General features: G+C 56.0%; 10 protein-coding genes. All 10 read left to right on the forward strand.

The genetic code is table 11. The features are described 5' to 3' along the window. The first annotated feature begins 1 nt into the window (after position 1). A complete protein-coding gene (locus I6N98_RS06415; protein WP_198570963.1) occupies positions 2 to 997 on the forward strand; it encodes an alpha-ketoacid dehydrogenase subunit beta in 996 nt (331 codons plus the stop codon). 76 nt (positions 998 to 1,073) lie between these two features. Then, positions 1,074 to 1,304 carry a biotin/lipoyl-containing protein gene (locus I6N98_RS06420; protein WP_198570964.1) on the forward strand — a complete coding sequence of 77 codons (231 nt, stop codon included), beginning with the start codon at positions 1,074 to 1,076 and terminating at the stop codon, positions 1,302 to 1,304. Further along, positions 1,304 to 2,704: an aromatic ring-hydroxylating oxygenase subunit alpha gene (locus tag I6N98_RS06425; protein ID WP_198570965.1), complete on the forward strand. Its 1,401-nt coding sequence runs from the start codon at positions 1,304 to 1,306 to the stop codon at positions 2,702 to 2,704. Before I6N98_RS06420 ends, I6N98_RS06425 begins: the two co-directional genes overlap by 1 nt. 81 nt (positions 2,705 to 2,785) lie before the next feature. After that, positions 2,786 to 4,240 (forward strand): NAD-dependent succinate-semialdehyde dehydrogenase, encoded by a 1,455-nt coding sequence (locus I6N98_RS06430; RefSeq protein WP_237684544.1) that lies wholly within the window; start codon positions 2,786 to 2,788, stop codon positions 4,238 to 4,240. A gap of 758 nt (positions 4,241 to 4,998) precedes the next feature. Beyond that, positions 4,999 to 6,123: a sulfotransferase family protein gene (locus I6N98_RS06435; RefSeq protein WP_198570966.1), complete on the forward strand. Its 1,125-nt coding sequence runs from the start codon at positions 4,999 to 5,001 to the stop codon at positions 6,121 to 6,123. 34 nt (positions 6,124 to 6,157) lie between these two features. Beyond that, on the forward strand, positions 6,158 to 7,192 hold the full coding sequence (locus tag I6N98_RS06440; RefSeq protein WP_198570967.1) for a hypothetical protein: 1,035 nt from the start codon (positions 6,158 to 6,160) through the stop codon (positions 7,190 to 7,192). Positions 7,193 to 7,200: 8 nt separating this feature from the next. Beyond that, positions 7,201 to 8,067, forward strand: coding sequence for an SDR family NAD(P)-dependent oxidoreductase (locus tag I6N98_RS06445; RefSeq protein ID WP_198570968.1), 867 nt, complete (start codon positions 7,201 to 7,203; stop codon positions 8,065 to 8,067). Positions 8,068 to 8,101: 34 nt separating this feature from the next. Continuing rightward, complete coding sequence (locus I6N98_RS06450) at positions 8,102 to 9,013, forward strand: LLM class F420-dependent oxidoreductase (protein WP_198570969.1); 912 nt, start codon at positions 8,102 to 8,104, stop codon at positions 9,011 to 9,013. Between the two features lie 2 nt (positions 9,014 to 9,015). Then, complete coding sequence (locus I6N98_RS06455) at positions 9,016 to 11,172, forward strand: molybdopterin-containing oxidoreductase family protein (RefSeq protein WP_198570970.1); 2,157 nt, start codon at positions 9,016 to 9,018, stop codon at positions 11,170 to 11,172. A 640-nt stretch (positions 11,173 to 11,812) separates the two neighbouring features. After that, the gene (locus I6N98_RS06460) at positions 11,813 to 14,326 is read left to right on the forward strand and encodes a TonB-dependent receptor (protein ID WP_198570971.1); all 2,514 of its coding nucleotides are present in this window, start codon (positions 11,813 to 11,815) and stop codon (positions 14,324 to 14,326) included. The last annotated feature ends 91 nt before the right edge of the window (positions 14,327 to 14,417 follow it).

Consider the following 14,417-nt stretch of genomic DNA (forward strand, 5'->3'; position numbering starts at 1 on the left):
AATGACTGATAAGATTACTTTTACCCAGGCCTACAACCGCGCCCTAGACGAGGCGATGACCGCTGACCCCAATGTGATTTTGCTGGGTGAAGACATCGGCGAAAAAGAAGGCGGCGGCGTTTTTAAAGTAACCGCTGGACTGGGCAACAAACACGGCAATGAGCGGGTGCGGACCACCCCGATTTCCGAGCAGGCCATCATCGGTGCCGCGATTGGCGCCTCCTTGGCCGGTAAAAAGCCGGTTGCGGAAATCATGCTGATGAACTTCATCACCGTAGCCATGGACCAGATCGTTAACCACGCCGCCAAACTGCGTTTTATGTCCGGCGGCCAGACCAATGTGCCCATTACCATCCGCACCCGCACCGGTGCCGGTATGAGCGCCGCCGGTCAACACTCGGACATGCTGGAAGCCTGGTTCTGTCATACCGCGGGTATGAAGGTGGTGATTCCCTCTACCCCCGCGGAGGCCGTTGGCCTGCTGCGCGCCTGTATCGACGATCCCGACCCCTGCCTCTTTATCGAAGACGCGCTGACCCGCGCCGACAAGGGACCTGCGCCCGAGGTAGAGAACTACAGTATTCCGCTGGGTAAGGCCAATGTGGAGCGCGAGGGCACCGACGTTAGCTTTATCAGCTACGGTCGCCCCCTCAAAGATATGCGTGCCATGGTGGATAAGCTGGCAGAGGACGGCATCTCGGTGGAGATTATCGATCTGCGCACGGTGTCGCCGCTGGATACCGACACTATTGTGAAGTCGGTGAATAAAACTGGTCGCGCAGTGATTGCCCACGAGGCGGTGCGCAGCTTTGGTGTGGGCGCTGAAGTCGCCGCACGGATTCAAGAACACTGCTTTGGCAAATTGAAGGCCCCCATCAAGCGGGTTGCCTCCAAGGACGCTGCGGTGCCCTTTGCTCGGGTATTGGAGCACAAGGCCTTTTTGTATCAGGCCAGTGATATAGAGCAAGCTATCCGCGACACCCTTGAAGGTAAATAGAAGGGAAATAAGGGGCGGCAACCAATCGGCGAAAACGAATTAACCCTCGAAGACTTATAACTAAAGGGAAAACACAATGAGTACAGACGTTTGCATTCCATCTATCGGCTTCTCTACCCAGGAAGCTACTCTGACTGAGTGGCTGGCTGAAGATGGCGCAGCTATCGAGAAGGGACAGCCCTTGTACACCTTGGAGCTGGATAAATCCGTTCAGGAAATTGAGGCACCCGCCAGTGGGACCTTGAAGGTCATCGCCGAAACCGGTGAAGCCTATGAAGTGGGAGCCAAAATCGCGGAGATTGTGTGATGAGTGTTATCGCTTCGCAAAAGTCTGCCGAAGAATGGCCGGAGAGCTGGAAACTGCTCTCCCACGGCATCCGTACCGGGCGCTATACCGATGCGGAGTTCCTGAAGCTGGAATTTGAGCGGCTGTGGAGTAAGGTCTGGCAAGCGGCAGCGCGACTGGACGAAATTCCCGAAGCAGGAGATTACACCACCTACAATATCGGCACACAGTCGGTGATTATCCTCCGTACCGAAGAAGGGGATATCAAAGCCTTCCATAATGTGTGTCCTCACCGCGGCACGGCGCTATCAGATGGTGGATGCGGCCATTTCGAGAAAGGGCGAATCATCTGTCCGTTTCACGGCTGGCGCTGGGACTTGCAGGGCAATAACAAATTTGTACTGGAACGCCAGGAGTTTAAGAGCGGTCAGCTGGAAGACAAAGACGTGGCGCTGCGCGAGGTACAGCACGTTGTATTTGCCGGCTTTATTTTTATCAACTTTGATAAAAACCCCGTTCCGTTTGATGACTTCATTGCACCGGTAAAGCAGCTGTTGGAAGACCTGGCTATCGCCGATATGCGCAATTACTGGTGGAAGGCCATCCCTGTGCCCTCCAACTGGAAAGTTGCCCAGGAAGCGTTTTTTGAGGGCTATCACGTTCCCGCCACTCACCCCCAGCTGGAAGTCAAAGCCGCCGAAGTGGTGTATGGCGATGATCCAAGCCAAGAGGTTGACTATACCCACCATAATATCGTCACCGACGCCTTTGACTACGGTCACGGTCGCTTTTACGCCGGTAAAAACACCGCGATGCAGGGTAAAACCAACTACCCCGATGATGTCGACCCGGTCGATGCCATGGCTGACCGTTTGAATCTGCTGGCGGAGGGCATGGATGCGCAGGTGCTCAAGGCTGACGTTGAGCTGGCGCGTTCTTTAAAAGGTAAACCTATCCCCGAGGGCTCCAGCCTGGGTGCCGAGTTTGTCAAAGCCCTGTATACCGATGCGGCAATGAAAAAACGGCCCATGCCCAAGCCTGATCCCGAGGTCTTGGCCATGTGGGGCGGGGAGTTTTTTATCTTCCCCAATTTGATGATTCTGCCCAACGCCGGTAATGCGATGATCTATCGGGTGCTGCCGGACCCCCGCGACCCGGATAAATGCACCTTCGAAATCCTCTCTACCAAGACCTATCCTGAGGGTGAGCCTGTGCCTCGGGCGATTCGGGAGGACGTCACCGACTATCAAGACCCGGATCAGGTCAGAGAAATTCCCCGCCAGGATTTAGGCAATATCCCCCGCATGCAAAAGGGATTGCATTCCCTGGGTTGTAAGCAAATATGGCTTGCGGAAAACTATGAAAAAATGATCATCAATATGCATCGGGAAATGGACAAGTACCTGGGCGCTCCCGAGTAGCCCTGTCCACGTCTCAGATAGTATGACTCTCCGCGGTGCCCATTGAATCGATGTGCGCCGCGTTTTATTTGGAGCAACGTTATGTTGTCACTCAATAACCCCGAACTGTTTCGTCAACAAGCCTATGTGAACGGCCAGTGGGTAGATGCCGAATCGCCTACCCGCACCACCGTTACCAATCCCGCAACCGGCGAAAAACTGGGCGAGATTCCCTGTTTGGGCGAGGCGGAAACCCGCCAGGCCATTGCCGATGCCGACGTCGCCTGGAAGGACTGGAAAGCCCTTACCGCCAAAGAGCGCTGCGCCTATCTGCGCCGCTGGTTTAATCTGATTCAGGACAATGCCGAAGACATCGCTCAGATCATGACCGCCGAGCAGGGCAAGCCCCTGGCGGAGGCTCGGGGTGAAGTCCAGTACGCGGCGTCATTCATCGAGTGGTTTTCGGAAGAGGGCAAGCGCGCCTACGGTGATGTGATTCCCACACCCGCCGCCGACAAACGCTTGGTGGTGGTCAAGGAGCCGGTGGGAGTCTGCGCGGCGATCACCCCGTGGAATTTCCCTGCGGCGATGATTACCCGCAAGGCGGCGCCGGCACTGGCAGCCGGTTGTACCATGCTGGTCCGCCCTGCCGACGCGACACCCTTTACCGCCCTGGCTCTCGCAGCATTGGCCGAACAGGCCGGCATACCCGCCGGTGTGTTTAACGTGCTGACCGGGAAATCCCGGGTGATTGGCGCCGAGTTAACCACCAACCCAACGGTTCGCAAATTGTCCTTCACCGGCTCCACCGAAGTAGGTCGCAAACTCGCTGAGCAGTGCGCGCCGACTCTGAAAAAGCTGTCGCTGGAACTGGGCGGCAACGCGCCCTTTATCGTATTTGACGACGCCGATATCGACGCCGCCGTTGAAGGCGCGATGATGTCGAAATTCCGCAACACCGGGCAAACCTGTGTGTGCACCAACCGCCTCTACGTCCACGACTCAGTCTACGACGAGTTCGCCAAAAAACTGGCTGAGGCGGTTAACGGCATGAAGGTGGGCAACGGCACCGAAGAGGGTGTCAACCAAGGGCCTTTGATTGATGACGGCGCGGTTATCAAAGTAGAAGAACATATAGCCGACGCTGTGCAACATGGTGCCTCCGTTATAGCTGGCGGTGAACGCCACGAGCTGGGCGGTAACTTCTTTAAGCCTACCGTACTGGCCAACGTCAATCAGAAAATGTTGATTACCCGGGAAGAGACCTTTGGCCCGGTGGCGCCGATCGTCCGCTTTAGTTCAGACGAAGAAGTGGTAGCTCTGGCCAACGATACCGAGTTTGGCTTGGCATCCTACTTTTACAGTCGGGATATCGGCCGGGTATGGCGAATTGCCGAAGCGCTGGAATACGGCATGGTGGGAATTAACACCGGGATTATCTCCAATGAAGTGGCGCCCTTTGGTGGGGTGAAGCAATCCGGCTACGGGCGCGAGGGCTCCAAGTACGGAATGGATGAGTATCAGGTGATTAAGTACCTGTGCATGGGGGGGGTGTAAGCTTTTGCGCTACGCGCGTTTTGGGGCGGCTTTGTCGTTGTTTGTATTGGCATAGGGATAGCGGGTGTTTCGTTTGGGCCGTGCTTGGCCCTCGCCCTGCGGGCACGCTGTCGAGGGGATATTTGCTATTCCATAGCACGGGTTTCGCCCTGCTGGGCGAGTTCCTTTTCTTTGTTTGGCCAAAGAAAAGGAACCAAAAGAAACGCCACCCTATCGCTCGGCCTTCGGCTACCCTGCGCTTCTCGCCATTCAATGAAAACGCTGCGGAACTCGCCTGACGGCTCAAACAGTCCTCGCTAAAAGCCTTTCATTGAATGGCTGCGATGCTCGGCGAGCTCAAAGGGGAATAAACCCCCGGTGCCAGTAGCTGGAAAAGAACATCATTTTCTCCGTGTGGCACCCCCGGGCCCCTTCAGGGCCGCTGAGCATCGCAGGGACAAAACGGAATAAGCGCGAGGACTGTTTGAGCGAAGCGAGTTCCGCAGCGCCCGTTTTGGCCCGAGAAGCGCAAGGAACTGCTGGCGTCTTTTTGCCAGCAGCGGCTCTGCAGGGTGTCTTTTCTCTTTGCTTACTTTCTCTTTGGACAAGCAAAGAGAAAGTCAGTCGCCCAGCAGGGCGAAACCCGTGCTATGGAATTGCAAATACACATTCGACAGAGTGCCCAACGAATAAAGGGCCGCAGAAAGCCCAAATAAAACCCGTGCTGTAAGCACAAAAAAACCACCCGGCAGGGTAAACAAAAACGATAAGAGTCAACTATGCAAACAGCCAAAGCCTTTATGGACCAGGCGCAGCGTCAATCGGGGCTGTCTGACTTTGGTCCCGATAGCTTCCGAGAGGGACTGGAAGTGCTCACTGACTCTCTGTCCCAGGAGGCTCGCCTCAACGAGTTGGGTGAGCAATTTCTCAGCCACCGGATTGTTACCCATCTCACCCAGCGCTTGCAGGTGGAGGAGTGGTATCGCCGCCACCCGGAAATCGATGACGAGCCTATCGACAAGCCCTTGTTTGGTTTGTCCCTGCCCAGAACCGGATCGACGGCGCTGTCCTTTCTGCTGGCCGAAGACCCCGAAATTCGCTACCTGCGGCGCTGGGAGGCGGCGCAGCCCTGCCCGCCGCCGGGAACGGTGGAGGGCGATGACCCGCGGGCGGTGGAGGAGCGGCAAAAACAGCAGCGCGCGGGTCTGCAATCCCACACGCCTTCCGGGGGCAAAGAGGCGGCGGAGTGCCAAGACCTTATGGCACTGGATTTTAAATCCCATATCTTTCAGGCCTTTGCCTATGTGCCTCGCTATTCGGCGTGGTTGTTGGACGCGGATCTGGAATCGACTTATCGCTATCAGCGCCGGGTGTTGAAGCTTTTGCAATGGCAGATGCCGACCCGGCCCTGGCGGCTTAAATGCCCCACCCATTTGCTTTTTCTCGACGATCTTAACAAGGCCTTTCCCGATGCGCGCTTTGTAATGACCCATCGAGATCCGGCCGAGGTCATTCCGTCGGTGGTGGATGTTTACGCCGATATTTTGTGCCGTTTTACCGAGCACAGCGATAACGATTACTTGATCGAGCTGAACCTTCAGCACTGGTCAAAGGGTATGGAGCGCACACTGGCGTTTCGTGACAAGGGGCACGAGCACCGGTTTTACGATATTGCCTTTAGCGATATGCAGGCCGATCCCATTGTGCAAGTCTGCGGCTTGTATGGGTGGATGGGGGAGGCGGTCAGTGAGGCTTTCCGGGAAGGTATGGCCCGCTGGTGGCAGGACAATGAAAGTCAGCGCCAATCCCGTCCCAAGGGGCTGTCGCCAGGGCAACGTTACGGAATCGATGTCGAGGCGATGCGGCCCTATTTCGCTGGGTACTGCCAGCGTTTCTCGGGGTAGGGAAAGTAAAAATTACCTGACAACAGGGGGAGTCATGACAATCGATCTTACCGGCGGTATGCCACCCGAGCGGGATTATTTTTTCCCAGAATGCCCCGACATCGAGGGTATGCGGGATGCGGTGAATATGTGGGTGTCTGACGATCAGGGCATCGTGGGGATTCCCCGTTTTGCAGTAGAGGCGGTAGCCCCAGATTGGGATAGGCATTTGTTATCGGTGAATGTGGCTTATCCCGACGGGCGGGTGTTTATCGTTCGGGATACCTTAGAGGCGCACCCGACAATGGGACCTGAGGGTGAGCCCTCGGTGCTGGGAGCCGGGCCGTTACGGTTTCACTGCGTTGAGCCCTTTAAGCGTTGGGATGTGACCTTTGAGGGCCAGGCTGAAGTCATGACCACCCAGGCGCAGATGGACGGCGCATTACCTGGCGAGGGCCCCAAGGTGGATGTGGCGTTCTCTCTCAAAACCACTATGGCGGTGCCACCCTGGATACAGGGCACCATGAATACCCAGGCCTCGGATGTGCTGCAGGGGCAGGAGGGCGACTTTATGGGCGGCGACCGCTTTGAGCAGTTGTTTCGCACCGAAGGTCGCTTGCAGGTGGATGGGCGGACCCATCACTTACAGGGTAGCGGGCTGCGTATACGGCGCCAGGGCGTGCGCAATGTTCAGGATTTTTGGGGGCATTGCTGGCAGTCCTGTCTGTTCCCCAGCGGTAAGGCTTTTGGCTACAACGCCTATCCGCCCCGGGACGACGGTAAACCCACCTACAACGAAGGCTATGTGTTTGATGGCGACGGCGAGCTGATGCCGGCCCGGGTAATCAAAGCACCGTGGCTGTTCCGGCTTGAGCCTTACGGCGACGACGTGTCCTGTGTGCTGGAAACCCCGCGGGGCAATATCGAGATCCAAGGGCAAACTTGGGTGTCCACCTTTGCCATGGGGCGCCCCAATATGCCGCCTAATTTTCCTGTTCTTCAACAGACCGGGGTGCGCTATCGCTGGGATGGCGAAGAGAGCTTCGGCATGATGGAGCGCTCTATCCGCAAGGATAAATTAATCCGTTAGGGGGAGTGATGGCTGGAGAACAGGAACCACATTTTGATCTGGGATTGCGGGGCAAAGTGGCCATTGTCACCGGTTCTGGCGGCGGTATCGGTCGAGCCATAGCACTGCGGTTGGCAGAAGCGGGGGCGAACATTGTAGTGGTCGATCGAATCGCCGAGCGCTGCGATGAAGTGCGGGATCGACTCGCCGAGTTGGAGGTAGAGGCAGCCTGTTATTCGGGAGATGTCGTTGACGCGGCGTTTACTAATGATCTGGTGGACAAGGTCTACAGCCAGTTTGGTCGCATCGATATATTGGTGAATAACGCCGGGGGCGTCAGTCGCCGCCGCTTTCTCGATCAGCACGCCGGAAATTGGCGAAAGCTGATGGACCTCAATCTGGGCAGTGTGTTCTCCCTGACCTCGGCGGTAGTTCCCTACATGATTCGCGGCGGTGCAGGGGGTGCCATTGTCAATGTCAGCAGTATCGAAGCCTCCAGGGCCGCGCCCAACTACGCGGTATACGGCGCCTGCAAAGCGGGAGTGGAGAACTTTACCCGCTCAGCGGCGCTGGAGTTTGCCGAGCACGGTATTCGGGTTAACGCCATTGCGCCGGACTACACCGTGACACCCGGTACCCGGGGCAATATTAGCGGCCCAGTTGATCCGGAAAGTTGGTTCCAGCCCGATGAGGCCCATTTTGAGGCGGTGGCGCGGCGTATTCCCCTGGGGCGACCGGGTATCGATAGTGAGTGCGGCGATGCGGCGGCCTTCCTTTGTTCCGATATGAGTCGTTACGTGACCGGCATGGTGATGCCGGTGGACGGCGGAACCTGGGCATCCAGCGGCTGGCTGCGCAATAGCAAAGGCGAATGGACTCTGGATGGCAGAGGCTGAGTGCGCCCATTAAACCCAACAAGGAATAACGGCTATGCAAATTAACGCGACTTTGCCCTTTGACCGCAGCGATGCGGCAGAGGAATTTTTCCACATGGACGCCGTGCGTGAGGTAGGGCGGACCTTGGAGGAGTCGGGCTTTGCCGGTGGCAATGTCACCGACCATCCCTGTCCCACTGCACGCTGGTTGGACGCTGGGGGGCACGATGCCCAAGACCCCTTTGTTATGTTGAGCTTGGTGGCCGCAGTAACAACCACGTTACGACTACAAACCGGGATTTTAGTATTGCCTTATCGGAACCCCTTTGTGGTGGCCCGGGCTGCCGCCACCCTGGACGTGTTTTCTGGTGGGCGCCTGACGCTAGGTATCGGCGCTGGCTATATGAAGGGGGAGTACAAGGCCCTGGGGATTGATTTTGAGCGTCGCAACGAGCTGATGGATGAATCTCTCCGGGCCATGAAGGCGGCGTGGACAGGAGAGAACTTTTCATTTGAAGGGGAGGGCTTCAATGCCCGGGAAAACCGCTTGCGACCGATGCCGGTGCAGCGACCCCATCCGCCGATTTTAGCGGGGGGAAATTCCCGCCGTGCGATCCGCCGGGCGGTGGAACTGGCCGATGGCTGGTATCCGTTCTTTACCCCGGCGGCGCTGTCCAGTACCGCCCGCACCGCTTCCATTAGCGACGAGCAGGAACTGGCCGAGGCAATTAGCTATATGCGCGACTACAGCGCCAAGGTGGGCCGAGAGCAAGCGCCAGAGATCTTTGTCGCCAGTGTGACCCGTCCCGGTCAGCCCTGGGAGCCCCAAGCCATTGTCGACAAACTGGGACGATTAAAGGAACTGGGAGCCACCGGTGCCGCCACCCATATCGATGGCCGCGACCGCGCCGAGTGGTGTGACAATGCCCGGCGCATGGGCACTGATGTAATCGCCAAGTTGGATTGAGTATGCCTGAGAAAGTGAAGTCTTTTTGCCGCAATTGCAGCGCGCTGTGCGCCATGGACTTGGAGGTCGAGGACAATCGGATTATTGCCGTGTCCGGAGATGGCAGTGCGTCCCCCTACGGCGCTTACATGTGCGTAAAGGGGCGCAATAGCGCGGAATTTCACAGCGCCGAAGAGCGTTTGGTGAATACATTAAAGCGCAATCAAAGTGGTGAACTAGCGCCTTATGATGTTGATCTCGCACTGGAGGAAATCGGCGCCAAACTTAAAGATTTGCTGGAATGCTACGGTCCCCGCTCTATTGCCCTTTACCACGGTACCGGCGCCTATCGCAGTGTGCTGGGTGCCCAGTTAGAAAAGTCTTTTTTGTCGGCAATTGGCTCGCCCAATTTGTTTTCCACCATGACCATCGATCAGTCGGCAAAATGGGTCACCATGGGCCGGATGGGGGTGATGGCCAGCGGTAAACCGGCACTGGATGATATCGACTTGGCGGTGGTGGTGGGTAACAACCCGGTGGTCAGCCATCAGACCTACCCCTTTGCCGCCGGGGAGAGCGGTGCGCCCGGTAAGGCTTTTATGGCCGCCAAAGCCCGAGGGATGAAACTGGTGGTGGTTGACCCCCGGCGCACCGAAACAGCCCGGCTGGCGGATCTGCATATTCAACCTCGGCCCGGCCAGGATGCGGCGCTGTTTGCCGGTGTCGCCCATATTCTGTTGCGGGATAATAGCTACAATCACGATTTTTGCGATCAGTTTGTCAACCAACTGGACGCACTTAAAGTCGCCACAAAGCCCTTTACCCCTGACACGGTTGCCAAGCGCTGCGACATCCCCCTTGCCGAACTGGAGATGCTGGCAAAGTGGATCGGCGATGCCGAGCGGCCCTTTGTCGGCAGCGGCACGGGACCGTCGATGTCCGCCCACTCCAATCTTAATGATCATATGATCGAAGTGGTTAACGCGCTGGTGGGGGGCTACCGCAGAGAGGGCGATGAGCTGCGCAACCCCGGTACGCTAAACCCCAGAAAAGTGGTCGAGATGGCGGTGGCGCCGTCGCGCACCTGGGAGAGGGGACCAAAGTGTCGCAGCGAAGATATTGGCCAACTGTTCGGCGAGTTTCCAACGGCCTTGCTGCCCCGAGAGATTACCGAGCCCGGTAGCGATAAAATCCGCGCCTTGATCGTCTTTGGGGGCGATCCCCTAATGGCGTTGGGTGACCCGGAGGTCGCCTTACCGGCTTTTGAATCACTGGATTTGCTGGTTTGCCTGGATGCCAGAGTGAATGAAACCGGTAAGGTTGCCGACTACATTGTGGCTACCTCCCAGCCCTTTGAGCGCCACGAGCTCAGTATACCCGGTGACGGTCTGTATCCACGGGCGTTTGCCCAGTACACGCGCCCGGTGATTGCTATGCCGCCGGGTGTCATCCACGACTGGGCATTTTTCTGGCAGGTCGCCGCACATATGGGTTTGTCCTTGACTCTCAAATACTGGTCTTACGGTAAGGATTTTGATGCCATCAAAGAGGGCTTGCCCCTTGATATGGACGCGGAGCCCGATCCGGAAGCGATGTTCCGCTACCTGGCAAAAGACAGCGTGGTGCCCTTCGACGAGCTTTTGGCCAACCCGCAAGGGGTGCAGCCAGAAGTGCCTAAGCAGTATGTCCGACCCGCGCCGGAGGGCCTGGGAGGGCGCTTGGCGCTTTGTCCCGACGACGTCGCCGCAGAGCTTGCCGAATTGACGACCGAGAATAGCCACAGCGGCCCTTACTTCCTTTGTTGTCGGCGCATTCTGGAGGCCATGAACAGCGCCTATCGGGACTCTCCCCGGACCCGGCGGCGATACCCGGTAAATTGGGCCTATATGCATCCCGATGAGATGGCCTCTTTGGGACTGGAGCCTGAGGATGAAATCTGTATTCAATCCGAACATGGTCAAATTACCGGCATCGTCAAGGCCGACCCCGGGCTGCGGCGTGATGTGGTTTCCATGACCCATATGTTTGGCGAGCTACTGGCGTCCGGCGCTCCTGGGGAGCATGGTGGCAGCAATGTGGGTCGCCTCACATCTCTGCGCAAGTATTTGGAGCCTATCAATTTTATGCCTCGCTATTCGGGTGTCCCTGTTTCTGTCAGCGAGGCAGCTAGCGTCGATTAGTCGTGATTTCCTAATGGGTCATTATCGATTGCTGGCGCAGACTCAAAATTAGTGGGTTCAATGGACATTCGTTGGGCCTGTTCATAAGAAAGTTGCCAGAACGCTTGGTGAATAGCGGAGGGCAGGGGCGTGAAATTTCTGCCTACATCCAAAACTCTTTGGTGCTTGGTGACGCGTCAAAAGTATAACTAACCACTAGCTTATGACGCGATTAAGGTTTTGAAATTACAGGTTTTTTTCTGGTTTTCTACTCTTGATGGCCTTTTTATCGGGTTGCATTGATAACAGTCGTGGGCAACTTCTGTCTCCCGGTACGGGGTGCATTGTTAGCACCGCATCTCGGCAAAAATACCTCCTCATAGCCATTCGTCAAGATGTGAAACTTGCTGGTTCATAATGAACACCTATGTTGACTAAAATAAAAACTGGTGCGAATATCCAAGCAACTGCAACGCGCAGTGAATGAATAACATTAATAAATATTAGCAGCACCAAAAGGGAGGTTTACCTTCTCTAAACATGTGTTCAAGTAAGGCGAGTCATCCAAGGTCACCGTGTGCTTTGTGTAGCAGACAGGTCGCTTTGGTCTATCGCCACACTCGGTAGTTAATAACAATCTTTGCATTGCGGAATAATACTTATGACAAACCACAAGCCCATCCATGCCACAAAAGCCGGTCGTATCGCCTCGGGTAGTTTCCCCTTGGCCAGCCTGGTTGTTTCGATAGCAGCGGCAAGTGCTGTTCCCCAGGCTATTGCACAGGAAAAGCAGGCGCGGGTTATCGAAGAGGTGATGGTGACCGCTCGGCGCCGTGAGGAAAGCCTGCAGGACATCCCTGTTGCGGTATCTGTGTTAAGCGGCGATTTCATTCGCGAGCAGAACATCACAGAACTGAACGACTTGGGGACACAGGTTCCGTCATTCCGCGTGTCAACGGGTGGTACATCAACTAACGAGCCAGTACTATCGATCCGCGGCCAGCGGCCAACCGACTCGGCCATCAGTCTGGATGCTGCCATTCCTATTTATTTTAACGATGTGGTGCTGACTCCTTCGACGGGCACCAACCTGGTGATGTACGACCTGGAAAACGTGCAGGTTCTTAAAGGGCCCCAAGGTACGCTGTTTGGCCGCAACAGTACCGGTGGTGCGTTGCTGCTGACCTCAAAGCGCCCTGGCACCGAGCCCGGCGGTTACGTCGAAGCAAAAATCGGCGACTACAACTTGTTTGGCCTGGAAGGCGCGGTTGACGTTGTGCTGAGCGATAATGTACAGGCGCGTGTGGCAACCCGACTCTCCCAGCGCGACGGCTACCAGGAAAACATGGCTCAAAACAACCTGGACGATACTTGGGATGAGGATTCCAAGGCAGTCCGTTTTAGCTTGAATGTCGATCAGGAAAACGTCAGCAACCTGTTTGTACTGGGTTACGATGAAAACGATACCCTGGCTCGCGTGCCCGTTCCGGCGGCATTTAACTCCTCGGTGAGCTTGGGCCGTTCGCTAAACGCCATCTGGAACTACGCCGGGCAGATCGATGCCGCTCTGGATTGGCAAAAATCCCACGATGCCGATGAGATTCAAACCGATGTCAAAGCTGACGATATGGTTGAGAATACGGTGTTGTCCAATATCACCGAGTTTGATCTGGGCAATGGCTTGATCCTGAAAAACATCTTCGGCTATCGCGAAATGACCTGGGACCGTACCAATGACGCAGACGGTACAGCACTGCCGTTGTTTGGTGCCGTAACCAGCGGTATCGGCGCTGATGATGGCACAGAAGTCACCAAAAGCACGCCGCTGTTGAGCACAGAATCTGAACAGTTTAGCAACGAGATCCAGCTGCTGGGTACCGCGATGGAAGGTAAAGTAGATTGGATAACTGGCCTCTACTGGTTTGAGATGGAAGGGACTCAGCGGGGTGATGTACAGGTCGCCGGACCAAACCCCGATCATCCTGGTATACAACAGTTCCCCCAGCAGTTGCAGGCTGTAGCGGCGCTGGGTATTTACCAGTCGGCACCAGCGGGTGATGTTGTTAATGAGGCTCTGGGGATTTTCGGTGAGGCCACTTACCGCTTTGATGAAGAATTATCGGCAACATTTGGTCTGCGTCAGAGTTGGGACGACCGGGAAGTAACGGTCCGCAACTTTGCAGGTCTGGGCTTGAATCCACCGACTTATAACTGTGCGGTAACGGACAAAGACGGCAACCCGGTGCCCGATTGCAAGCGCACTGAGAGTGAGAGTTTTGACAGCCCCACTTGGCGCGTGTCCTTAAACTATACGCCCGACGATGCCCAGTTGATTTACGGTAGTATCTCTACCGGTTATCGTTCCGGCGGCTTTAATATTCGCGGTACTAATAACGCGACACTTGAGCCCTTCGATGAGGAAACAGTGACCACTTTTGAAGTGGGCCACAAAGGCGATTGGTACGTGGGCGATGTGCCACTGAGAACCAACTTCGCGGCTTACTACCAAGATTACCAAGATATCCAAAAAACCCAGGCTGTGCAGACTGCAACGGGCTTTGGTACCGCTACGGTTAATGCCGGCGAAGCAGAAATCATGGGTCTGGAATTCGATGTGATGGTACCGGTCACGGACCGTATCACTGCCACCTTCGCCTACTCCTTTGTGGATGCCAGTTACAAGGAGTGGGATTCCACTCAAACCTGGACCAATGCGCAGACCCAAGATCGTGAAACCGTGGAGGTGGATCTTGAGGACAGCGAGTTTGTCTATATGCCAGAGCAAAGTCTGACCGCGTCGCTGCGCTATGAGTTGCCGGTGGACTCCAGTATAGGCAGCATGTCATTAATGGCCAGTGTCTACTGGCAGGACGAAATGTTTACCGACGAAACGTCAGTAGTGTATGAACAGCAAGCGGCCTTTGAAGGCTGGACGGCCGACGACTTGGCGGAAGCCAAGAAGGTATCCACCGTTGACAGTTACTCGGTATTGAACCTGCGCTACGACTGGCGCAATGTGATGGGCTCCGATGTGCATTTTGCCACCTACGTCAACAACGCCACGGATGAAGAGTATGTGGTGGGCGGCTTGAACGTTATCGATGCTCTGGGTTGGGCGGCCTTTACCTACGGCGCTCCCCGTACCATTGGTGCTTCGCTGCGCTACGAGTTTTAATCTTTAACCAGAGACTGAGCAACAAAAAAGGCGGTGTACGAAGGTACACCGCCTTTCTTTATGTTTCGTGATTGTGTTGATGGGTTTACGC

Origin of the sequence: Spongiibacter nanhainus (assembly GCF_016132545.1) — a bacterium.
Taxonomy (GTDB): Bacteria; Pseudomonadota; Gammaproteobacteria; order Pseudomonadales; family Spongiibacteraceae; genus Spongiibacter; species Spongiibacter nanhainus.

What these genes read in the sequence shown, in the direction of transcription:
- I6N98_RS06430 (WP_237684544.1), top strand. Translation starts at nt 2,786, where the DNA reads ATGTTGTCACTCAATAACCCCGAACTGTTTCGTCAACAAGCCTATGTG.
- I6N98_RS06435 (WP_198570966.1), top strand. Translation starts at nt 4,999, where the DNA reads ATGCAAACAGCCAAAGCCTTTATGGACCAGGCGCAGCGTCAATCGGGG.
- I6N98_RS06460 (WP_198570971.1), top strand. Translation starts at nt 11,813, where the DNA reads ATGACAAACCACAAGCCCATCCATGCCACAAAAGCCGGTCGTATCGCC.
- I6N98_RS06415 (WP_198570963.1), top strand. Translation starts at nt 2, where the DNA reads ATGACTGATAAGATTACTTTTACCCAGGCCTACAACCGCGCCCTAGAC.
- I6N98_RS06420 (WP_198570964.1), top strand. Translation starts at nt 1,074, where the DNA reads ATGAGTACAGACGTTTGCATTCCATCTATCGGCTTCTCTACCCAGGAA.
- I6N98_RS06445 (WP_198570968.1), top strand. Translation starts at nt 7,201, where the DNA reads ATGGCTGGAGAACAGGAACCACATTTTGATCTGGGATTGCGGGGCAAA.
- I6N98_RS06450 (WP_198570969.1), top strand. Translation starts at nt 8,102, where the DNA reads ATGCAAATTAACGCGACTTTGCCCTTTGACCGCAGCGATGCGGCAGAG.
- I6N98_RS06455 (WP_198570970.1), top strand. Translation starts at nt 9,016, where the DNA reads ATGCCTGAGAAAGTGAAGTCTTTTTGCCGCAATTGCAGCGCGCTGTGC.
- I6N98_RS06425 (WP_198570965.1), top strand. Translation starts at nt 1,304, where the DNA reads ATGAGTGTTATCGCTTCGCAAAAGTCTGCCGAAGAATGGCCGGAGAGC.
- I6N98_RS06440 (WP_198570967.1), top strand. Translation starts at nt 6,158, where the DNA reads ATGACAATCGATCTTACCGGCGGTATGCCACCCGAGCGGGATTATTTT.